Raw genomic sequence first — 20948 nt, 5'->3', positions numbered from 1 at the left:
CTTAACTCGCTATGTCCAGCAATGATTTCAACATTTCGTCGACAGCGTTGAGGATCTTCGTGGCCGCCTTGTAGGACTGCTCGATATCGAGAAGCAGCGTCAATTCCTCGTCGAGATTAACACCGGTCTCGTTCGAATAAGCTTCCGTCGAACGCGAGAGCGCCGCTGACGTGTTCTCGGAGGCTGTCGTCGCATCGCTTCGATACTGCTCGAGCCAGCCGATCGAATTCGAGGCGTAGTCCATGATATTGACATCGGACGAGAGACCGGCATCCGACGAGAAGGTCCGTGCCGTGCCCATCGCCGTGTAGAGAGCGTCGAGATTGTCGGAGAACCCGCTGCTGTTGGTTGTGTTGAGGTTGGTGAGACCGGAGATCGACCCATCGCGCAACCTCATCGGATCGCCGTAGGTACCCGTAGCAGCGTTGAACGCACCGGTTTGAACATTGATGTTTACGCTGATGGTGCCGGCGATGCCGGCGATGACGCCCGTCGTCGTCGGCGTTCCGCCTGTGGCACCAGTCGCCGTCTTCCAGACGAACAGACCCGGCTGGGTCGTGGTGCCGTCAGTTTCCGAGAACATGGTGACGAGCGACTTTGCAATTTCATCGAGTTGCGACTGGAACTTCGGCGCAATGTCGTCGCGTACCTGCAGGAGCGCTTGCAAGCTCCCCTGCGCAGTTGTCGTCGAGCCCTGCGCCTTGGCGAGCAGCACGCCATCGATGTAGACGCCATTGCCTTGCGTCTGTGCGGTGTAGGTGTCCTGCGCAACGAAGGTGACGGTACGCGGGATCGTATCGAAAACGACGGTTCCGTCGGTGGTATAGAGCGCCATGTCGCCGTTATCGCGATCGACAGCATTCACACCAACGATGGAGGAAATCTGCTTCAGCAGCTTGTCGCGTTCATCCAGAGCATCCGCCGGATTGCCGCCAGTCGCGGTGGCGCTCTTGACGGCGTCGTTTGCCGTCTTGAATTGCGAGAGCAGTGTGTTGAGCGTCGAGACCTGTGTGGCGATTTCCTTGTCGGCTCCCTGACGGACAGCCTGCACGGAATTCGTTGCATTGTTGAGGGAAGTGGCGACGTCCTGCGCTGCCGTGACCGCGCTCTGGGCAGCAATGGTGCTGCTCGGCGACGTGCTAAATGCCTGCAACTTTTCTCGAAATGTCGCCAGGTAATTCGCCGGCGACGTTTCGTAGTCGTTGCCACCCATGATCGACTTGAGATCGGTGAGGCCACTGAGCAGAGTTTGCTGGCCGCTGTCCTGCGCACTCGACTTTAGCCATTGACGCAACAGCGCGTCTTCCTGCGCGCGGCTGATTTTCACAACCTGCGCACCATTCAGCGACGTCGTGATCATCGCCTGCCGGCGCACGTAATCGCTGTTACTCGAATTCGAGATATTGTTCGATACGACACTGCTCTGAATGCCGGTATTATTGAATATGCTCTGCGCGGAATTCAGTGCGGAAGTGAGCGACATGGCTTATCCGAACCCTACTTATCTCTTGAGGTTAACGAGGACGTCCATGATGTCGGACCCCGTCTGGAAGACCTTGGAATTGGCGGTGTAGCTGCGCTGCGACTCGATCATCTCGGTCAGTTCGCCGGCGAGGTCGACGTTCGAACTTTCCAATGCGCCCGACTGGATCGAGCCGAAGCCGTTCGTCTGCGGAAAGCCCGTGACCGTAACACCGGACTGCCCGTTGGCACTGTAGACGTTGCCGCTCATCAAGGTCATGTTGTCGGGGCTGGCAACGGTGGCCAGGGGAACACGATAAACCGGCTTGGAAGTGCCGTCGGAATACTTTGCGTAGACCGTGCCGTCCTTGTCGATCGTGACACTCTTGACCGGGCTTGCTGCCTGGCCGTTCGGGGTACCTGTGCCGGAGAAGCCAGAGGCCAGCTGCGTGAAGCCGCTGAGGTCCATCGCGATCGAGCCGCCCGTCACCGGATCGGTGATCGTCAGCGCACCGGGCGTTGTCGTCGTATCTAGCTTGCCGTTTAGGTCGTAGGTCAAATTCGTCGAGCCGACGAGAGCCGACGCTGCCGGAGTGTACGGAAATGATGACGTTCCACCTGTTGCCGCATCGGCGTGGCGGAACACTGCGACCTCCCATGTCCCGGAGGTTGTGGGCGTCGCGCCTGCTGTCTTGGTGAAGTAGAAGTCATACTGAACGGTGTTGCCGAGCTTGTCGTAGCCGACCATCGACATCTGCTTGGTATCGCTGGTGACCGACGCCGGGTTGGAACTCGGCAGGCCGGTTGTTGCGACATTCGCGTTCGAGTTCAGGTTGCCCGAGAATGTGCCGGTCGTCGACGCGATTGCCGTCAGACCGGATTGCATGACATTGATCGGCACAAGGCCGGAGAAGCCGTTGACGACGACAGCCGGCGCGCCGGCGTCATAGGAATAGCCCATCAGAGTGTAGCCGGCGGAATTGACCAGATTACCCTCGTCATCCTTGGTGAAGTCGCCTGCGCGGGTCAGAACCGGAGTGCCATCCGGGCTCTGAACGATGAAGAAGCCGTCGCCCGAGATCGCCAGATCGTAGCTCGACGTGGTGTAGGATATATCGCCCTGCTCGGAAACGGACTGACGAACGGACGTCTGGACGCCGCCCGAATTGTAATTGCCCGAGGTCGACGGCAGCACCAGCGACGAGAAGGCGGTCGAAACAGCCTTGTAGCCCGTCGTGTTTGCGTTCGCGATGTTGTCGGAGACGGTGCTGAGGCGGTTGGCCTGGGCGTTCATGCCGGACACGGCCGTCTTCATGCTGCCAAAAATGCTCATCTGAAAACCTCGATTCCCTTAGTAGGCTTGAGAGTATTTGGCGGGCCTTGCGTGAAGCTGTCTGGGGCTGAACCATCGCCGAGAGAATGATCGACTAGATCCAGGCAACGCGGCCCGGTCTGAAAAAATCAGTTCCAATCAATGCAGTAGCCGAGGAAGCGCTTCGAATCGACCGGATCGAAACCGAGCTTCTTCCGGAGCTTCTTACGCAGCTTGGAAATGTGGCTCTCAACGACGTTTTCTTCGACTTCCTCGTCGAAGATCCCGTAGATCGCGTTGAAGATCTGCGTCTTGGTGACACGGCGTCCGCGGTTTGCGATCAAATACTCGAGGATACGGCGCTCGCGACGTGGAAGCGCGAAGACTTCGCCGTGAATTTCCGGATCACGACCATCAGAGAACACGCGGATCGCGCCAATGTCGGTGTGGCTGGAAATCGCTTTCAATCGACGCCGGATGGCGGCGGCTCGCGCCAGGATTTCGCGCGGGTGAACCGGCTTGCGTACGACGTCGTCGACGCCGCAATCAAAAAGTGCAAGCGTGTTTTCGAGCGACGGCTGGTCACTGACCGCGATAACCGGCGCCATGGTCCGGTCGCGAATTGCGCGCGGCAGCTCGAAATTCTGCTGCCCCTGCCCGATCAGAAATGCCTCGACAGCCGCAATATCGGAATCGGCCGCCGTCTGAACCCATTCACCGAATTCATTTGGATCAAACCCCGTGGAAGGAATGCCTTCCCGCCCGAAAAGTGAAGTGTAACCATCTTTCACGAGCTCACGCTCATCAACCACTACGATCATTCGTCCGCCTCCGAATCACTTGTGGTACCTCGATGCTCTATGGGTACGAATCGCGCGATTCTGGGACAAGCTGTAGGAACTCACTGGCAGAAATTAATAGTTGATTAATAATTGAGGCGCGATTTGATCTAGATGTAGTGGCTCCTCAAAACTATGCACACAAATATTTCGTGGAAAAGTTAACAGGGGCTAAAATGTGACTTGCCTTGCCACATTGAGACAGATTCTCGCCACAATATGACACATTTCTGCTTTGTTCTATTTTCTACCAGTTTTGATTGAATCAATTCAGGCAGAAGTTGCTCGCATTGCGAGTCCATTTGCCGTAGCCGGTGGCGACCAGATTGGCGATGACCCGGCAGACATACTGCTTCTGGGCCGGGTCGTTGTTGGGTCCGGCGTGATAGCGGGCGACCGCCATCGTCCATGTTTCGTGACGGTCATGGAGATTGCGCAGGAACCGCGCCGCGTATTCCACATTGCGGCGGGGGTCGAACATCTCCTCCGCCGACCGGAAATTCTCACCATGGTAGTACTGGTTGATCTGCATGCAGCCGATGTCGATGAGCTTCGCGCCTGACCTGCGCGCAGCATCAATCTGCCTTAGAGCGTCCTGCTCGGAGGGCGGAAAGAAGGCCTTTCCTTCGATGTTCAGCGCGTAGGGATAGAGCGATCCCTTGCGTCCGGTTTCAGTCAGGCCAACCGAATAGAGAATGCCCTCGGGGATACCGTACTTCAGTGCCGCCGCCTGGATCTCCTGCTCACAGGCGCTGTTGGAGGCCTGCGCGCTAGAGGTAGACGTCGCCAGTGCGGCCGCCGCCAGCGGCGCTAGAAGAAGCGCTTTCAACACCGCTTTCGCCCGAGCCATTGAAGCCTCCGCCAGTTCGCTGCCCTGATTGATTTTGGCGTTCTCGCGCCTCGCCGCCTTGACCCTGCTGAGCAAAGGCCTGGCCTTGCTGTTGGCCCTGCGCACCCGTCTGATTGCTGGCGTCCGAACGGTCGACGGGCGCCATGCTGATCGTCACGTTGTCGATCGCGTAGCCCTGGCTGCGCAACGCCTCGATGATCTTGCCGTGATCTTCCTTGAGCTGGCGATAGGCCGCTCCTGTCTCGACCTTCAGGTCGACGTTCAATGCGTCGCCCTGCAGTCGCATTGTGGCGGTGACCAGGCCAAGGTCGATCGGGTTCATCTGGATCTTGAGCGTATTCACCACCTTGCCGGTGCTGGTCCACTCTGCCGCATTCGACAGGGCAGATGTCGGCTGCATGGCGTTGGCCCACTCCGGATCACCTGAAATCGCGGCCGTCACCGCGGCAGAATTGGTGTTCTGCACGAGGCCGATGTAGCGGCGCGAATCCATAACCGAGACGCTTTCGATGTTGACCTTGCCGCCGGACTCGGCGGCATCCTTGTCAATGCCAACGTGCATGTCCATGGACTGACCGCTGCCGTCGGCGCGGCTCAGTCGGAATGTCGTCGGGTCAATATCGCCGGCGACCTCTGTGCCGGGCACCTGAGTGTCGGCGGCCGTATCGATGCCGGCGAGAGTCGCGTCAGCAGACGTTTCGTCCTTGGGTTTGATACTGGCGGCGGACTTTTCTTTCGGATCGGTCGATACCTTGCCATCAGTCTGTTGGCTCGTGGCGGCCATTGCAGCGAACGCTGCCGCCGCAGATCCGTCAGTCGGCGCTTGTTTCAATAGGCTCAGCACGTCCGAGAGGGTGTCATCGCCTTCCGCGCCCTTCTTGACCTCGGTCGCCTCGGCGCCTTCGGCCTTGGCCGGCTTGGTGACCTTGGCCGAATGTGCCGTCGCTTCATCGTCCAGCTTATCGGCAAGATCCTGCGAGTCGGCGGCATCAGCCTGCTTGCCCTTGGCCTTCGGGTCGCGCTCCGCCTTTTTGGTCTCCTTGTCGGCCGACCCAGCCGTCTTTTCTTTCATCTCCGTCTGCGCGGCCAAGGAGGCGCTGCCGAGATCGATCAATGACTTCGTACGCGCGTGAGGTGACGTGGCGGAAGCGCTGCCGTCACCAGCGCGCTGCCCGGCCGTGGGCTGCTCGGCCGAGTTGCCGCTGGTCTTGTTCAGCACATCGAAGAACCCGCCTGCATCCGTATCGCCGCCGCTGCCCGTCTGACGGGCAGTGCCAACCGCGGAGGCAGCCCCTGCTCCAGACGCTCCCCCCGAAACGCTGATGTCCATCATCTCAATTACTTTCTTTGTTCAAGAGGCCGTCGACCTCATCAAGCTGCGATCGGCTTGACGTCACGAATGCGCTGAATGACGGGTCGGCGTCCTGCTGTCCCCCAACATTGGATGGCGGCGTTGCAGCCGCGTCTCCGGCAACAGGACCTGGAGTGGGATTTGGTATCTCTCCCTGCTCCGCCTCTGGTGAGGCCGCTGCCTGTTCAGAAGTAATTTCTTGACTATGAGATTTAGGGGTCGTCGCTTGCGTCAAGCTTGCCGGGTCGGGCGGGCGAAGCACTTGTTCTGCAATGGCTTTCGCTGCCGCCCTGAGAGCCTGATCGCGTGGCGACAGTTCCTGGTCGGGGATGGATGCGATGTTTTTTGCGGCCGTATCAATTTTGTCCGTCGAGATCGCCGCCATTCCGCCGTAGAAATCCGCAAGCGCGCCAAAGGCGTTGTCTGAGTCGCCCGCAAGCGTCTGTGCGCGCGCCGCAGCCATCCGCGCGAGATCACCCTTGCCGGCGATGGCGGCCGCACGGGCGATGCGTAGATAGACCTCACGCTGCCTCGCCTCGTCCATGAAGGAGAGGATATCAACAACGTCGTCGGGCTTTACCTCATGATCATGATTGACCAGCAGCTTGACGAAAAGATCCGCGAACTGGCTGGCATAAGGCGAATGCAGGAAGCGGCGCACATAGCGCTGCGAATAAGCGAGCCCCTTGTCCACCATCCGGGCTTCGACGCAGATCGATACGGAGCGGCGTAGCGCCGCCTCCTCGATGATCGTGCCCGGCGCATTGAGGCGCGCTTGATCATACAGCTTCAACGCTTCCATCGGGCTCTTCGCGATGGTGACATTGCCGCCGACGAGCGCAAGATAAGGACCGATTTTCTTGTCCTTGTACTCGTTTGCGGTCTCGACAAGGCTCTTGGCGACAAGCAAGCCCTTGCCGCTCAGATACTTCCGCAACACATCACTGACGCGATTGTCGAAGTGACCGTTCACATCGCGGGCGACAAGATATTCGAGCGTCTCGGGATTACCGCCACTCATCGCATAGATCAGCGCCGCGTCTACGTTTCTGGCGTCGTCAAAAACCGCCGGATCGATGGTACGCAGACGCTGATCGATCGTACCGAGCATAAAGCGCTGCATCTCGGCGGCGGAGTGATCGCCAAGCACGACGGCATCCTGCACGAACTGCAGTGACCGCAGCATCTTGTAAGGCGCAATGTCCTCCTGATCTTCCGCCTGTGCGACAGCAGTAGAACTTACCGCGAGGCTGAGAATCAGAAGCAGAAGATGACGGTGGTGACGGACCATGGATTATCCCTGATCCGCCTGCAGCAATATTTCGATACGCCTGTTGGTCGCGTTGAACGGATCCGCCCGATCTTTCAACTTGCGATCAGCAAAGCCTGAGACCTGCGATATCCGCTTTTCGTCGAGACCGCCGCGAACGACCATATAGTAGGCGGCCTGGGCGCGATCCATGGACAAGCGCCAGTTCTCGTTCTCGCCCTTATACTGACGGCCGTCCGTATGGCCGCGGATGACGACCGCGCCCGGCTTGCTCTTCAGGATCTCACCGATCTTTTCCATCGCAAGCACCATCTCCTTGCGCGGCACGGCCGACCCAATGTTGAACATGGAATCGTCACTCTGATCGGAAATGCTGACCAGGAGGCCGCCTTCCGACGGTGTTACCGTCAGACCTTCGGCGAGCTTGCCGGCAATGCCGCTGATTTGCTGGGCGATTTCCTTTTGCAGATCCTCGGCCTGCTTCTGCTCGCCGGCCCTTTGCGCCTCAGTCTGCGGCTTTTCCTTGCCCTCGGCATTTTCAGAAGCCGTTTCCACGGACGACGCAGCGTGTTGCGACTTGCTCTTCGCGGCTTCCTTGGCTTGGTCGTCCGGAGCATGGCCGGCGTCGGCAGCCTTCGTCGGATCCGCCGGTGTCTCGGTTTCGGCCTTGGCAACTTCGGTGGCATCTGCCGCGCCATCGGCGGGAGCGTCGCTCGAAGCCGGCTGCTTCTTGTCGGCGTGCGTCACTTCGACCTGCTTGGTCCAGAAGTCCGGATCGAACGGATCACGATAGGCCTGACCACCGTCGGCGCCGGTTGCCGGACCCGAGTCGCTGGCGCCGCCCTCGCCCTTGGCGCTGACGTTTGCCTGCTGGCCGACTTCCTGCGCGATCTCCGCCAGAACCGAATAGGGATTCTCGAAGAAATCAGCTTCCGAGTAATTGGTTTGGTCGCCGGATGTCGAGGTCTGATCGTCGCCGTTTGCGGCCGAAGCGCCCTTGGTTGGCTCGTCTTCTTTTTCCTTCGACTTGTCCTGCTTCTGGTCGCCGTCCGCCTGGTCGACAGGCTTCTTCAAGCCTTTTTCCGTCGGCTTCTCGTCGGCAAGCTTGATCGGATTGAAATAGGTCGCGACCGAGGCCTTGGTCTCCTCGTTTGCGGCGTTGACCAGCCACATGACGAGAAAGAACGCCATCATGGCCGTCATGAAGTCGGCATAGGCGATCTTCCAGGCGCCACCATGAGCACCGTCGTGATCACCGCCGCCATGCCGCTTGACGATGATGATCTCGTTCTTGCCGTGGTGGTGGTTTTCGCTATCACTCATTCCAGAACTTTCTTCAAGCTCGTCGCCCAGGCTGACATGCGCGTGACGAGGACGGCGTCGCCAAATTCAACGGTCAAGTCGACATCGCCGGTTTCATGATGGCGCAGAAGGCCGGCCTTTTCACCGAGTGTGTTCTTCAGCACATCGAACAGCCGGGCCGGGCCCTTGACGGTCACATTGCCCACTTCCCCGTCCAGCACCGCCTGGCTAACGATGCCGGCAAGATCGACGGCAGCCTTCTGTGATAGGGCATCGGTCATCACGGGCGCCAACGCCTTCGCGACCGTCGCGCTGACAAGCGCCGCAATCTCATGCGCCATGGCATCCAACCGGGAGGCGATCAGTTCCGCGGCCTCAACCTCGTACCGATCACGGAGCACTTCGACTTCGCGCTGATGAACGAGCGCGACCGTTTGCGCCTCCAGTTCATACTTTTCCGTCAGCACTGCGGTCGCCTCGGCATAGCCCTCGGCATATGCGCCGCGGCGCTCGGCTTCGACATCCACGACCGCTTCGGTTGCGATATCTACAAAGCCACCGAAATCGTTCGCGAGATCGGCGGCCTCCGCGACGGGAGCGATGACGGCCGGCTCGCCGAAATCCTTGAGGTACCGAGAAAGCAGCGTACTCACCGAAACCACCCCTCTCGCTGCAGAAGACTGCGACATGCCGCGCCCCATCATGAACTGACAACTGATCAGGCACGGTTTCCGCACTGCGCCTTTGTACCGAAAATAGGGTGTCAAACTTGCGCGAGGATGAAGGGCGCAGCCAAGCCGGCCCGACGGCGCCCCGGCCACTATTGCAGCAGGATCAGCACTTTGCTGGCAGCGGTGTTCAGGATCGAAATCGCCTGAACGCCCATCTTCTGTTGCGTCAACAACGCCGTCTGGCGGGTCGATGCTTCGTCCATGTCGGTGTCAACGAGCGCACCGACACCCTTGTCGATTAGATCGGACATATCCGCGGTGTAGGAAATGCGGTCGCTGATGCGCGCGCTCATGGTGCCAAGACCGGCAGCCGTGGTGGTCAACTGTGACAGCATAGAGTCGACCACACTCAGCATGTCCGTGACCTGCTCGCTGGTGGTATTCTCGTCAAGTGCTATCTCCGTTCCGCTTGCAGGGCTCGTCGAGCCGGCGTCCAGCAGATAGTAGTTTCGTGCCGTCGAGGTGCCGTCGGAATTGAACGTATTCGCGTCAATGGTCTTCGTGAGAAGGCCGCGATTGGCATCCGTCGTGTCAATCATGACTGTCTGGTCGGCCGGGTAACTGATCGTCTGCGCCTGGTACTCACCGTTCGTGCCGCGCACAAAACCGCCGATCACGGAACGCGACGTCGGAAGCGCGGTATCGCGATTGAGCAGCCAGTTCTCACCCGCAAAGCTCGTTGTCTGGACCGTCGTCTGCAACTGCCCCTTCAGTTCTGTCAGGGTTGTATTGAGCTTCGTCTTGTCGACACCTGCCTCCTGAGCCGTCACCAGGGTTTTGCGGATCTCGCCCAGCTGGTCAATCAGGCTTTCCATCGAGGTGTAGGCGGTGTCGACCTTCGATGCACTGACGCCGAGCGCGTCGTGAACGTTCTGCAAAGAGCTGCTGTCCGAGCGCATGACGCTCGCAAATGACCAATAAGTCGCGTCATCCGCCGCCGTTTCGACGCGGTAGCCTGACGAAACCTGCTGCTGAACCGTTGCAACGTCCTTGTTGATGATGCGCAGCGCCGCAAGGGCGTTTACCTGTGCCGAGCTGGCGATTTTATAGGTCATTTTTTCTGCTCTGAGTAGGGAAACGGGACAGGCCGGCGACCGGCAGCGACTGACCTGGCGTCATGCCCCCGGCTGGTCCCCCAGGCCGGCTTGTCGCTAAAAGCAAATCAACTGTTAAGCGAAGTTAACCAAGGCCCGGACCTGGCGCAAGAGCGGCAAGATCGGCCGCGCAAGCCTCGCGCAATCTTGATTATCGGTTCAAAAACAAAGAGAAAGCCGCATCGATGACGCGGCTTTCGATCTCGTCCATGCGAGTTGCGGCACTCTTAGCCCTTGAACAGCGTGAGAACGTTCTGCGCGCTGGAGTTTGCGATCGACAGTGACTGGATCGCCAACTGCTGTTGTGTCTGCAGGGCGGTCAGCTTACTCGATTCCTCTTCCATATCGGCGTCGACAAGGCGTCCGACGCCCGAGTCGATCGAGTCACTGAGATTGGAAACGAAGCTTTCCTGCAGGTCAATGCGCGTCGAGATCGAGCCAAGCTGCGACGCCGCCTTGGTGAGCGCACTGAGGCCGGACTCAACGGTCGTCAGGGCGAGATCGATATCGGTAGAACCAAAGCTCGTGATATCCATCGCGTAGATTGAGCCAACGCTGCCTGAGGACGTACCGATAATGCCAGTCGTCGTGTCGATCGATCCTGACGTCGTCATGCCGAAAAGCACGTTGCCGGCGGAGGTGTCGTCGAGAACGTATTGGGTCGTCTGCACGGACACCTGACCATTGGCATCGCGGACGAACGAGGAGACGACGCTCTTCGTCGTATTCCCAGCCACCCAGTTTTCACCGGAAAACGAGGCCGATTGCGCCACACTCAGCAATTGCTGCTGAAGTTGTCCGATCTCGTCTTGGATCTTGGTCTTGTCGACGCCCTTTTCCGTCGCCGCGACGATCTTGGCCTTGATCTCACTTACGATATCAATAGCGCTATCCATGGCTGAGTAGGCGGTGTCGACCTTCGCGGCGCCAAGTCCGAGCGCATCGGACACAGCGGAGAGAGCCTTGTTGTCCGAACGCATGGTCGTTGCAATCGACCAGTAGGCGGCATTGTCCTTGGCCTCTGCGACACGGTAACCAGACGAAACACGGTTCTGCGTGTCCTCCAGGTTGCCGTTGATGCTCCGGAGTGTCTGGAGAGCGGACATTGCCGCCACGTTGGTCAAAATGCTGGTCATGAAATTATCGCCCCTTGCTGGCAAATATTGAAAAGGGACATTCCGGTCCGCCACCGGCAACGGCCATCAGCGTCATGCCCGCTAACCGCTTCTTAAGCTTGGTTAACATACCGTTTCGTTGACGGCAGAAAACACGAGTTTGGTTAACGGTCAGTTAATAAGCATTAAAAAGGCCGCGCTCGGGGAGCGCGGCCTTCCACGATATCCGCCGGTAACACCAGCGGCTCTTCTTTGAAGCGTCCGAAGGCGCCTAATATTAGTTGCGGAACAGCGACATTATGTTCTGCGAAGAGGAGTTCGCGATCGACAGCGACTGGATGGCCAGCTGCTGCTGGGTCTGCAGGGCGCTGAGCTTGGAGGACTCTTCTTCCATGTCGGCGTCAACCAGACGGCCGATACCGGAGTCGATCGAGTCGCTGAGCGAGGAAACGAAGTCGGTCTGGATGTCGACGCGCTGCTGAAGCGAGCCAAGCTGCGAACCGAGCGTCGTCATGCTCGTCAAGGCGGTTTCGACGTCCGTCAGCAGGTTGTCGACGTCGCCCTGGGTCGTGCTGGAGCCGATCGTAAAACCGTAGATCGAGCTGCCCGAGCTCGCTCCGGCTGCGCCGAGGATACCGCCCTGCGTCGTGCCGTCGAACAGCGTGTTGGTGGCGCCGAGCGCATAATCGGTGGTCTTGATGGAGACCGCACCGCCGGTGCCGCGGACGAAGGACGAAACGACGCTGACGGTGCCACCGGCGTTGTTGACCCAGTTTTCGCCGTTGAACGAAGCGGACTGAGCAACGCTGTTGAGCTGTGCCTGCAGCTGCGTGATTTCGTCCTGCAGCTTCGACTTGTCGACGCCGGCTTCGCTGGCTGCAACCAGCTTCGCCTTGATGTCGCCGACGATGTCGATGGCGCTTTTAACGGCCGTGTATGCGGTGTCGAGCTTGGCGGCGCCCATGCCGAGGGCGTCGGATACAGCCGAGAGGGCCTTGTTGTCCGACTTCATCGTCGTGGCGATCGACCAGTAGGCAGCGTTGTCGGAAGCCTTGCCGACGCGCAGACCAGACGAAACGGCATTCTGCGTGTCAGACAGATTGCTGTTGACGTTGCGCAGCGTCTGGAGAGCTGCCATTGCGGAGTTGTTGGTCAGAATGCTGGTCATTTAATTGCCCCTTTGGCAGAATGTGTAGGAAGGGACATTCCGGACTACCGGGAACGGCGGTCAGCATCATGCCTGTTGGCCGCTTTGCTGCGCAGTCAACTCGCCGTTTCGATAGGCACATAAGACAGCAGCATGGTTAAGAAATCTTGAACTCAAAAAAGAAAAAATAGTTAAAAATATCCTTATATTAACTCCACTTGTTAACTTGCGGTTAAAACATTTACGGCCGGGAAAACCCGGCCGTAAATCGCTTCTCAGATGGCTGGTGACGGCGATCAGCCGCGGAACAGCGAGAGGATGTTCTGCGAAGAGGAGTTCGCAATCGACAGCGACTGGATGGCCAGCTGCTGCTGGGTCTGCAGGGCGCTGAGCTTGGAGGACTCTTCTTCCATGTTAGCGTCAACCAGACGGCCGATACCGGAGTCGATCGAGTCGCTGAGCGAGGAAACGAAGTCGGTCTGGATGTCGACGCGCTGCTGAAGCGAGCCAAGCTGCGAACCGAGCGTCGTCATGCTCGTCAAGGCGGTTTCGACGTCCGTCAGCAGGTTGTCGATGCTGCCCTGCGTCGTGCTGGAGCCGATCGTAAAACCGTAGATCGAGCTGCCCGAGCTCGCTCCGGCTGCGCCGAGGATACCGCCCTGCGTCGTGCCGTCGAACAGTGTGTTAGTGGCGCCGAGCGCATAATCGGTGGTCTTGATGGAGACCGCACCGCCGGTGCCACGGACGAAGGACGAAACGACGCTGACGGTGCCGCCGGCGTTGTTGACCCAGTTTTCGCCGTTGAACGAAGCGGACTGAGCAACGCTGTTGAGCTGTGACTGCAGCTGCGTGATTTCGTCCTGCAGCTTCGACTTGTCGACGCCGGCTTCGCTGGCTGCAACCAGCTTCGCCTTGATGTCGCCGACGATGTCGATGGCGCTGTTAACGGCCGTGTATGCGGTATCGAGCTTTGCGGCACCCATGCCGAGGGCGTCGGATACAGCCGAGAGAGCCTTGTTGTCCGACTTCATCGTCGTGGCGATCGACCAGTAGGCAGCGTTGTCGGAAGCCTTGCCGACGCGCAGACCAGACGAAACGGCATTCTGCGTGTCGGACAGATTGCTGTTGACGTTGCGCAGCGTCTGGAGAGCTGCCATTGCGGAGTTATTGGTGTTAATGCTTGTCATAAGTCTGTCCCCAAAAACAAAATACAAAAGGAGGACATACCGGACTTCAATACCGGCGATGACGGACCAGCTTCATGCCACTCGGTGCCGTTTCGTTTGAGCAACCAAACCCGTCATGTCGAGGGGCAATCTCGCAGTCATTCATTGCCAACTCATTAAAACGGCTGACGAAACGGCGTCGGCCCCGTAGGGTGGTTAATAGTCTGCGAACACGCCGCGACGCTCTGGCTCGGTAGCGGGACACCTGCTTCAAGCAAGCTTAATGTGTCTAGGTGTTTCAAACCGAGTGCTCATTTTGCCTGAGAGACCGGCAGCAGCGCTCATTGACGAAGTTCCTGATGGAGTGAGTTCTTGAATACGAACATCTCGTTTGCGGCGGCATCAAAGGACTACCAGAAGGGCCAATATCTGAAATCCCTGGAAGTGCTGAACAGGCTCATCGACACGCAGCGGGACGTCAAGACGTACGTTCTCCTGGCCAAGAACCTTCTCAAACTGGGCTTCAAATCGGAAGCTGCAAGCGCCTATGCGCTTGCCGGTGAACTCGACGGCAAGGAGTCGCCCTACACGCGCGAAGCCGCCCTCCTGTATTTTGCCTGTGGCGACGAACACCAGGCCTTGCTGCAGGCCTTACGTGTCATGACCCTTGCTCGCTCGGACGCCGAACTAGCTTTCGTTCTTACCGCTATCCTTCTCAAGCAAGGCCGAAAGGACCTCGTGAGCCCCTACCGCAAGGTAATCTCCGAGAGCAGCCATCCCGACCATGCCCGTCTGGCAGTGCGGCTCCTCAGCGACGACATTCTGGACGCAACGAACGAGACGCTCGTCTATAATCTGTTCAAGAAGTTTCCGGACATCATGCCGCTCCGGCTGCTCAAGCTCGTCTTCGCCCGTGAAGTCTGCGACTTCGAGCTCGTCACCAAGGAATTCCTTCCGGTGCAGAAAATGCTCGATAAGGGCGACCTAAGCTTCTTGGAACGAGACAATCCCTTCTACAATCTCCACTGGTGCGGTGACGAAGCGCTCAATGCTCTTGCTTCTCACAATCCATCTCTTCTGCTGAAGGAAGCGGCAGCGCGACGAAAGGCCGTCCCCCACGCCTGGAGCAAGAAGATCCGCATCGGATATCTTTCGTCCGACTTCTGGGCCGGACACGCAACCATGAAGCTGCTGCGCCGCATTCTGGAGCTGCACGACCGGGACAAGTTTGAAATAACGCTCTTCTGCCATACCGAAGAGAAGTACCTGGAACATGAGGCCGGCACCGTCGATCGCTCACAATGGGGTGACGTTTGCATCGTGCGTGACATGACAGACGAGGAAGCCGCAAATGCCATCCGGGAGCGGCAAATCGACATTCTGGTCGACCTCAAGGGACACACATTTGGCGGTCGATCCAGAATCCTGAACTACGGCGGCGCTCCGCTGCAAGCAACATGGCTTGGTTTCCCAGGCACCGTGACCGACCTCGACCTTGATTATTCCATCGGCGACCGGTTCGTGTTGCCAGCGAGCAGCGAAGCGAACTACTACGAGAAGCTGGTGCGCATGCCAGATTGCTATCAGCCCAACGACCCCGCCAATCGTCCGAAGCCAAGGCCAACGACACGTGCCCAAGTGGGGCTGCCGGAGGAAGCATTTGTCTTTGCCTCGTTCAACGCAAACCGCAAGATCAACACGGCGATACTCGACGTCTGGTGCAACATTCTGAAACGCGTTCCAAACAGCGTGCTTTGGCTGATGCTTTCCTCGCCACGCACCGAGAAGAACCTGCTCAATTACATGAACAAAAAAGGGCTGGAATCAGATCGAGTGATCTTCTGCCCGCGCGTGTCCTACGAAGAGCACATCGATCGCCAACAAGTGGCCGATCTTGGCGTCGATACCTTCCCGGTCAACGGCCACACAACAACCTCGGAGCAACTCTGGGGTGGCTTGCCGGTTTTGACCGTCAAGGGTACCAATTTTGCCTCTCGCGTCAGCGAAAGCTTGCTCAACGCGATAGGCCTGCCGGAACTAGTAGCCAGCGACATCAAGGCTTATGAAGACATGGCCGTCGAGCTTGCGAACGCACCCGACCGCATCGCTGAATACAAGCGTCGCATCCGGGACAATGCTGTCATCATGCCATTGTTCGACGCCGAGCGTTTCACCCTGCATCTCGAAAGGGCTTACGAGATGATGGTAGAGCGCGCGAAGCTCGGGCAGGAACCGGACCATATCGACGTCCCGGCGCTGCCACCCCGTACGGAACCGTTCTTCAGCTTTGGCTAGGGAGCACTTCGAGCCGTCTAGACTAAAGCCCGCCGGCTTCACCGGCGGGTATTTTTATATCGGGCTGGGCCTAACAGCGGCACGGCTCAGTGGAAGGAGCGGACGAGGCTTCCGACCAACAGGTTCCAGCCGTCGATCAGCACGAAGAAGAGGATCTTGAACGGCAAGGAAATCGATGTCGGCGGCAGCATCATCATGCCCATCGCCATCGTGATCGTGGCGACGATCAGATCGATAACGAGGAAGGGAAGAACGATCAGGAACCCGATCTCGAAACCGCGCCGGATCTCTGAGATCATGAAAGCGGGAATCAGGACACGATAATCGATCTTTTCTTCGGTCTGGACGCTCTGGCCGCGCTCCCGCGCCAAGTCCACGAAAAGCGCCAGGTCCTTGTCACGCGTATTGGCCGCCATGAACGTCCGGAAGGGCTCTGCGATACGTGTGACTGCCTGCTGTTCATCGATCTGATTTGACAGAAGCGGCTGAACACCGGTCTGCCATGCCTGATCGAACGTCGGCTGCATGACGTAGAAGGTCATGAACAGCGCGAGCGACAACAAGATCATATTCGAGGGTGTGGACGACAGGCCCATTCCCGACCGAAGGATCGAGAAGGCGATGATGAAGCGCGGGAAGCTCGTCACCATGATTAGGATGCCAGGCGCGACCGAAAGAACGGTCAACAGGCCGAAGGTTCTGATAATCCATGCCGCGACCGAACCGTCGACCGGCAAGTTCAACAAATTTGTCGGGAGCTGCTGCGCATGCGCCAGCTCCGGTGCCGCCATCATCGCAGCGAACAGCAATAGGAATCGAATCATTCGACGACGAAGGTCCTGAACATGATCTTCGATACGCGTCCTTGCGCGCGAAGGTCAACACGCTCCTGGATGTCATCCTTAAGATATTCGAAGCCGCGTGGCCCCTCGATCTGCTGCAGAGAAACGGTGCGGACATAGGAGAGAATATCCTGGTGGATATCCTCCGCGATTTTCACGTCCGGCGGGCCATTGAACAGCAGGGCCACTTCTAGGCGAACCCAATTTTCGGATGGATAGGCAAGGTTTGACGTGATTGGCTCGAGCTGCACGACATTGTTGGCTTCGGTCGAAATGTGAGGCAGGCCGGCCTCACCTTCCTTCTTCTGTGCGGCCTCGTCCTTAGCCGCTTTGGCCTGCTCGACCTGTTCGGCGCCCTTGATGTTCGGCGCAACCATGCCGCCGACGACCCAGCCGCCGCCGGCGCCGAGTAGCGTCAGGATCGCGAGCCCGGCGATGGCCATCACAGCGGCCGATTTCTTCTTCGGCTGGCCTTCGGCGTCTTCTGTCTCTGCCATGGTATTCAGCCTCAGAGCGGCGAGAAGAGATCGACGGCCTGCTGACCGCGCGGCGGCTGCTGCACTTCCATCAGGCGGCCACGACCGCCGTAGGAGATGCGGGCCTCAGCAATCTTCTCGTAGGAAATCTGGTTGTCGGCGTTGACGTCCTGCGGGCGGACGATACCGGCAACGTTGAGAATACGGATCTCCTGATTGACGCGGACCTCCTGCGAGCCACTGATCACGAGGTTACCGTTCTCGAGGATACCCGTGACGACTGCGGCGACCATGAGCTTCAGCGTTTCGGACCGGTCGATCTTGCCCTTGCCGTCGGTACTGGTGTCGGAACCGTAGGTCACATCGGTCTTCGACTGAGGGTTCCAGCCCATGACGTTGGCGTTGACATCCCAGTTCAGGCCACTCGAGTTGGTCCGGCTCCGGCTGGTGTCGTTCTCGAACTTGGCCTTATCGTTGATCTGGATATCGACGGTCAGGATATCGCCGACGTTGAGAGCGCGGGCATCCTTGAAGAGAGTGGCCTGCGAGTCGCTCCACAGGGAGTAGCCCTGCGCAACCTGGCGCGGCTGCTTCGGATAAAGCGCCATCTGCGGCGTCTGGCCGTAAGCGAGACCGCTGCCGATCGGGCTCATGGACGGGGCGCGGCCGATCTCGTTGACGGCCTGCGGCGATGCGCAGCCTGCAAGGAGGGCGACGGCGACAATCGCGGCGGGGAAACGCTTGTTCATGAGGGGTCCTTCGACGTATTTGGATCGGACGCGCTGGCGATGATGCTGGCAATGTTGCCGGCCTTCTTCGGATCCATCTCGTTGAGGATAAGGCTCGACTGCGAGGGGTTCAGCCGCATGATGACGGCCGCCGCTACTTCTATCCTCATTTGCTCCAGTTGCGATGCAGCCGCGTCCGGCTTCATTTTCTTGTAGATATCGGTCAGGCCCGCCTCGGCCTGCTTGAGAAAATCGTCGCGGCGCTTCAGCCAATCCTGATATTCCTCTTTGCGCCTGTTCATCTCGGCGATGCGGGAATCGACGTCGGCGCGAAGCTTCTCAAGCTCCTGCTTCTGTAGCAGATAGCGCTGATCGCGAGCGGGATCGGCAATGTTCGTGCAGAACTGCTTAATCTCCTCCTGCGAGGTCATTTCACCCTTTAGCGTCGGCTGCTCCTGCGCAAAGGCGCCGGGAATGGACAAAGCAACGACGGCCATCGCCGGCAATGCAAGCCGTCGAACCAGGTCGGATACAGTCAACTTCTCTATCATTGCAGGACGAGCTCCGCTTGCAGCGCACCGGCTGACTTGATGCCCTGAAGGATGGCGATAATGCCGTCCGGCTTCACGCCGATATTGTTGAGACCCGAAACGAGCGTCTTGAGATCAGGTCCCTCGAGCAGAGCCACCTTGCCGCCCGTCTTCTGGGCAGCGATGTCCGTCTGCGGCTGTACGGCCGTTACGCCACGCGAGAACGGCTCAGGCTGAATGATCTGCGGAGTCTCGGTCACCTGGACAGTCAGAGTACCATAACTGACGGCGACCGGCGACACGCGCACGTCCGCGCCGATGACGATCGTTCCGGTGCGCTCGTTCACCACAACCTTCGCCGGGGTGTCCGTCTCGACGACGAGATTTTCCAGATCCGCCATCAAGCGCGTCAGATCCGCGGTCCTCGGCTTCTGGACGATGACTTCCTGCGCATCCTTGGCTTCTGCTACCGGGCCACCGAAGCGAGCCGAAGCATAACCGTTGACAACATCGGCGATGCGGATGGCAGTGGAGAAATCCGGGTTTCGTAGCTGTAGGACGAGATTGACCGAGTCCTTGAAGCGCGACGGCAGCTCCCGTTCGATGATCGCACCGTTCGGCACCCGTCCGGCGGTCGTCACACCCTCGGTGACCGTCGAAGCCTGACCTTGGGCGGTGAAGCCCGAGACGACCACTGAGCCTTGCGCGACAGCGTAGATCTGGCCGTCAGCGCCCGACAACGACGTCATGATCAGTGTACCGCCGCGCAACGAGGTGGCGTCGCCCAGCGAACTGACGTCCACGTCGATGCGGCTGCCCGGGCTGGCAAAGGGCGGCAGGTTGGCCGTAACCATCACCGCCGCCGTATTCTTCGGATTGGACTGACTGCCCTGCGTGGAAATGCCAAGATTCTGCAGCATCGCGCGCATCGACTGTTCCGTGAACGGCGAGGCACGGAAGCCATCGCCGGTGCCCTGGAGGCCGACGATCAAACCATAGCCGATCAGCTGGTTGTCGCGTCCTGCCTGCAGGGATGCGATGTCCTTGATGCGCGATGTCATGGCAGCCGCCGGCGTCACGGCGGCGACGTTCGGAGACAGAAACGCGAGGGCTACGAAAAGGCGGAAAAACATCTTCATTTTGCGGCCACGTGTATGGTGCCGTCGGCGAGCACTGTGCCGCTGACAATCACGCCGGAATCCATGTTGCGAACGCGGATGAGCTGACCTGTCATGCCGTCTTCAAGCGGCGACCCGGCTGCCGAGATCGTCATCGCACCGAGCGTGAAGATCAGCCGGATCGAGGAGCCGCGCGTCACGGTATACGGCTCGCGCAGGGCCGAGACGGAGATCGTGCGTCCCGGCAGGAGCGTGCGCTTTGAGATCATCCCCTCCACCTGGCGGATCGACTTTGCGTAGTCTCCCGTAAGGTTCGGGTTGGTCACTTCCACTTCCTGGAGCTGGGCACCAGAAACCGTTTCGCCCGGGTAAATGGTCGTTGTCGGAACGACCGCATAGCCCATGCCGGCAGCGGCGGCTGCTTGCGGCACGGCAAGTGCGCTGATCGCGATCGCGGCAGCTGCCGCCCATCCGAGAATACCTTTAACCCGGCAAAACATCATGTTTCGGCCCTTCCCGATTACTTCAGGTTCTTGCTGACGATGGAGGCCATTTCGTCGGCGGTGGTGATGACCTTGGAGTTCATTTCATAGGCACGCTGCGCCGATATCAGCTCGGTGATTTCCTTCACCGGATCGACGTTCGACGATTCCAGGTAGCTCTGCTTCATGTAGCCGAAGCCCTCTTCATCGGGCGTGCCCACAACGGGATCACCAGAAGCAGCTGTTTGCGCAAAGAGGTTGTCGCCGAGGGGCTGAAGACCGGCTTCGTTGACGAAGTCGGCGATCTGCAATTGACCAAGCGTCGTGACCGTCGTCGCGCCCGGGAGCTTCGCGGTCACCTGGCCGGAGCGGCTGATCGTCAATTCGGTCGAGCCAGTTGGAATCGTGATGTTCGGGGCGACAGTGTAGCCGTCGACCGTCACGATCTGGCCAGTTTCGTTCTTGTTGAATGCGCCGGCGCGCGTATAGAGCGTCGTGCCGTCCGGTGCCTCGATCTGGAAGAAGCCGCGGCCGACTAGGGCCACATCGAGATCGTTGCCAGTCTGTGCGAGTTCGCCCTGGATATGCAGATTGCGGACAGCAGACGTCTGAACGCCGAGACCGATGTTTGCACCTTCAGGAACGGTAGCTTGATTGGCGCGGTTGGAAACGCCCTTCGCCCGCTCTGTCTGATACAGCAAGTCCGTGAATTCAGCGCGAGCGCGCTTGAAGCCGGTCGTGTTGATGTTCGCGATGTTGTTGGCAATGACTTCAAGATTGGTCTGCTGGGCATCCATACCCGTTGCAGCAATGGCAAGCGCTCTCATGGCTTTGTCCTT

Annotated in this window: 20 protein-coding genes; 1 reads left to right on the top strand and 19 read right to left on the bottom strand. The window is 59.0% G+C overall.

The genetic code is table 11. From position 1 onward, the window contains the following. Position 1: 1 nt before the first annotated feature. From flgK to ATY80_RS05435, 12 genes are all read right to left on the bottom strand, one after another. Positions 2 to 1483: a flagellar hook-associated protein FlgK gene (flgK, locus tag ATY80_RS05490; protein WP_088691396.1), complete on the bottom strand. Its 1482-nt coding sequence runs from the start codon at positions 1481 to 1483 to the stop codon at positions 2 to 4. An 18-nt stretch (positions 1484 to 1501) separates the two neighbouring features. Beyond that, positions 1502 to 2794 (bottom strand): flagellar hook protein FlgE, encoded by a 1293-nt coding sequence (locus ATY80_RS05485; RefSeq protein WP_088691395.1) that lies wholly within the window; start codon positions 2792 to 2794, stop codon positions 1502 to 1504. A 128-nt stretch (positions 2795 to 2922) separates the two neighbouring features. Then, on the bottom strand, positions 2923 to 3594 hold the full coding sequence (locus ATY80_RS05480) for a winged helix-turn-helix domain-containing protein (protein WP_088691394.1): 672 nt from the start codon (positions 3592 to 3594) through the stop codon (positions 2923 to 2925). Positions 3595 to 3877: 283 nt separating this feature from the next. Further along, positions 3878 to 4441: a lytic transglycosylase domain-containing protein gene (locus tag ATY80_RS05475; RefSeq protein ID WP_088691393.1), complete on the bottom strand. Its 564-nt coding sequence runs from the start codon at positions 4439 to 4441 to the stop codon at positions 3878 to 3880. After that, positions 4383 to 5795: a flagellar hook-length control protein FliK gene (locus ATY80_RS05470; protein ID WP_088691392.1), complete on the bottom strand. Its 1413-nt coding sequence runs from the start codon at positions 5793 to 5795 to the stop codon at positions 4383 to 4385. Before ATY80_RS05470 ends, ATY80_RS05475 begins: the two co-directional genes overlap by 59 nt. A gap of 1 nt (position 5796) precedes the next feature. Further along, positions 5797 to 7104: a chemotaxis protein MotC gene (motC, locus tag ATY80_RS05465; protein WP_088691391.1), complete on the bottom strand. Its 1308-nt coding sequence runs from the start codon at positions 7102 to 7104 to the stop codon at positions 5797 to 5799. A gap of 3 nt (positions 7105 to 7107) precedes the next feature. Continuing rightward, on the bottom strand, positions 7108 to 8406 hold the full coding sequence (locus ATY80_RS05460; protein WP_088691390.1) for a MotB family protein: 1299 nt from the start codon (positions 8404 to 8406) through the stop codon (positions 7108 to 7110). After that, the gene (locus ATY80_RS05455; RefSeq protein ID WP_189637086.1) at positions 8403 to 9038 is read right to left on the bottom strand and encodes a hypothetical protein; all 636 of its coding nucleotides are present in this window, start codon (positions 9036 to 9038) and stop codon (positions 8403 to 8405) included. The genes ATY80_RS05460 and ATY80_RS05455 overlap by 4 nt, the downstream gene beginning before the upstream one ends. Before the next feature lie 167 nt (positions 9039 to 9205). Continuing rightward, positions 9206 to 10171 (bottom strand): flagellin, encoded by a 966-nt coding sequence (locus ATY80_RS05450; RefSeq protein WP_088691389.1) that lies wholly within the window; start codon positions 10169 to 10171, stop codon positions 9206 to 9208. Positions 10172 to 10437: 266 nt separating this feature from the next. Continuing rightward, complete coding sequence (locus ATY80_RS05445) at positions 10438 to 11346, bottom strand: flagellin (RefSeq protein WP_088691388.1); 909 nt, start codon at positions 11344 to 11346, stop codon at positions 10438 to 10440. A gap of 256 nt (positions 11347 to 11602) precedes the next feature. Continuing rightward, on the bottom strand, positions 11603 to 12493 hold the full coding sequence (locus tag ATY80_RS05440; protein ID WP_088691387.1) for a flagellin: 891 nt from the start codon (positions 12491 to 12493) through the stop codon (positions 11603 to 11605). A gap of 275 nt (positions 12494 to 12768) precedes the next feature. After that, a complete protein-coding gene (locus tag ATY80_RS05435) occupies positions 12769 to 13659 on the bottom strand; it encodes a flagellin (protein ID WP_088691386.1) in 891 nt (296 codons plus the stop codon). Between the two features lie 351 nt (positions 13660 to 14010). On the opposite strand from ATY80_RS05435, the gene ATY80_RS05430 reads away from it, so the two are divergent. Continuing rightward, positions 14011 to 15933, top strand: coding sequence for a glycosyl transferase (locus tag ATY80_RS05430; protein ID WP_088691385.1), 1923 nt, complete (start codon positions 14011 to 14013; stop codon positions 15931 to 15933). An 86-nt stretch (positions 15934 to 16019) separates the two neighbouring features. Here ATY80_RS05430 and fliP read toward each other — a convergent pair whose 3' ends face one another. From fliP to flgG, 7 genes are read right to left on the bottom strand one after another with little or no spacing between them, the layout of a single operon-like run. Continuing rightward, positions 16020 to 16757 carry a flagellar type III secretion system pore protein FliP gene (gene fliP / locus ATY80_RS05425; RefSeq protein ID WP_088691384.1) on the bottom strand — a complete coding sequence of 246 codons (738 nt, stop codon included), beginning with the start codon at positions 16755 to 16757 and terminating at the stop codon, positions 16020 to 16022. Then, on the bottom strand, positions 16754 to 17272 hold the full coding sequence (locus tag ATY80_RS05420; RefSeq protein WP_088691383.1) for a flagellar basal body-associated FliL family protein: 519 nt from the start codon (positions 17270 to 17272) through the stop codon (positions 16754 to 16756). The genes fliP and ATY80_RS05420 overlap by 4 nt, the downstream gene beginning before the upstream one ends. A gap of 11 nt (positions 17273 to 17283) precedes the next feature. Further along, positions 17284 to 18000, bottom strand: coding sequence for a flagellar basal body L-ring protein FlgH (gene flgH, locus ATY80_RS05415; RefSeq protein ID WP_088691382.1), 717 nt, complete (start codon positions 17998 to 18000; stop codon positions 17284 to 17286). Further along, positions 17997 to 18530, bottom strand: coding sequence for a MotE family protein (locus ATY80_RS05410; protein WP_088691381.1), 534 nt, complete (start codon positions 18528 to 18530; stop codon positions 17997 to 17999). The genes flgH and ATY80_RS05410 overlap by 4 nt, the downstream gene beginning before the upstream one ends. Continuing rightward, positions 18527 to 19648, bottom strand: coding sequence for a flagellar basal body P-ring protein FlgI (locus tag ATY80_RS05405; RefSeq protein ID WP_088691380.1), 1122 nt, complete (start codon positions 19646 to 19648; stop codon positions 18527 to 18529). Before ATY80_RS05405 ends, ATY80_RS05410 begins: the two co-directional genes overlap by 4 nt. Beyond that, entirely contained in the window at positions 19645 to 20130 is a 486-nt protein-coding gene (gene flgA / locus ATY80_RS05400; protein WP_088691379.1) for a flagellar basal body P-ring formation chaperone FlgA, read from the bottom strand. Before flgA ends, ATY80_RS05405 begins: the two co-directional genes overlap by 4 nt. A 17-nt stretch (positions 20131 to 20147) precedes the next feature. Then, positions 20148 to 20936 (bottom strand): flagellar basal-body rod protein FlgG, encoded by a 789-nt coding sequence (gene flgG, locus ATY80_RS05395; protein WP_088691378.1) that lies wholly within the window; start codon positions 20934 to 20936, stop codon positions 20148 to 20150. Positions 20937 to 20948: the final 12 nt, after the last annotated feature.

Source organism: Rhizobium sp. R711 (assembly GCF_002211365.1).
Lineage (GTDB): Bacteria > Pseudomonadota > Alphaproteobacteria > Rhizobiales > Rhizobiaceae > Rhizobium.
This window is presented reverse-complemented; position numbering and strand designations above follow the sequence as displayed.

Excerpts from the sequence above, each read along its gene's own strand:
- flgK (WP_088691396.1), bottom strand. The coding sequence starts at position 1,483 with ATGTCGCTCACTTCCGCACTGAATTCCGCGCAGAGCATATTCAATAAT.
- ATY80_RS05485 (WP_088691395.1), bottom strand. The coding sequence starts at position 2,794 with ATGAGCATTTTTGGCAGCATGAAGACGGCCGTGTCCGGCATGAACGCC.
- ATY80_RS05480 (WP_088691394.1), bottom strand. The coding sequence starts at position 3,594 with ATGATCGTAGTGGTTGATGAGCGTGAGCTCGTGAAAGATGGTTACACT.
- ATY80_RS05470 (WP_088691392.1), bottom strand. The coding sequence starts at position 5,795 with ATGATGGACATCAGCGTTTCGGGGGGAGCGTCTGGAGCAGGGGCTGCC.
- motC (WP_088691391.1), bottom strand. The coding sequence starts at position 7,104 with ATGGTCCGTCACCACCGTCATCTTCTGCTTCTGATTCTCAGCCTCGCG.
- ATY80_RS05460 (WP_088691390.1), bottom strand. The coding sequence starts at position 8,406 with ATGAGTGATAGCGAAAACCACCACCACGGCAAGAACGAGATCATCATC.
- ATY80_RS05450 (WP_088691389.1), bottom strand. The coding sequence starts at position 10,171 with ATGACCTATAAAATCGCCAGCTCGGCACAGGTAAACGCCCTTGCGGCG.
- ATY80_RS05445 (WP_088691388.1), bottom strand. The coding sequence starts at position 11,346 with ATGACCAGCATTTTGACCAACGTGGCGGCAATGTCCGCTCTCCAGACA.
- ATY80_RS05440 (WP_088691387.1), bottom strand. The coding sequence starts at position 12,493 with ATGACCAGCATTCTGACCAACAACTCCGCAATGGCAGCTCTCCAGACG.
- ATY80_RS05435 (WP_088691386.1), bottom strand. The coding sequence starts at position 13,659 with ATGACAAGCATTAACACCAATAACTCCGCAATGGCAGCTCTCCAGACG.
- fliP (WP_088691384.1), bottom strand. The coding sequence starts at position 16,757 with ATGATTCGATTCCTATTGCTGTTCGCTGCGATGATGGCGGCACCGGAG.
- ATY80_RS05420 (WP_088691383.1), bottom strand. The coding sequence starts at position 17,272 with ATGGCAGAGACAGAAGACGCCGAAGGCCAGCCGAAGAAGAAATCGGCC.
- flgH (WP_088691382.1), bottom strand. The coding sequence starts at position 18,000 with ATGAACAAGCGTTTCCCCGCCGCGATTGTCGCCGTCGCCCTCCTTGCA.
- ATY80_RS05410 (WP_088691381.1), bottom strand. The coding sequence starts at position 18,530 with ATGATAGAGAAGTTGACTGTATCCGACCTGGTTCGACGGCTTGCATTG.
- ATY80_RS05405 (WP_088691380.1), bottom strand. The coding sequence starts at position 19,648 with ATGAAGATGTTTTTCCGCCTTTTCGTAGCCCTCGCGTTTCTGTCTCCG.
- flgA (WP_088691379.1), bottom strand. The coding sequence starts at position 20,130 with ATGATGTTTTGCCGGGTTAAAGGTATTCTCGGATGGGCGGCAGCTGCC.
- flgG (WP_088691378.1), bottom strand. The coding sequence starts at position 20,936 with ATGAGAGCGCTTGCCATTGCTGCAACGGGTATGGATGCCCAGCAGACC.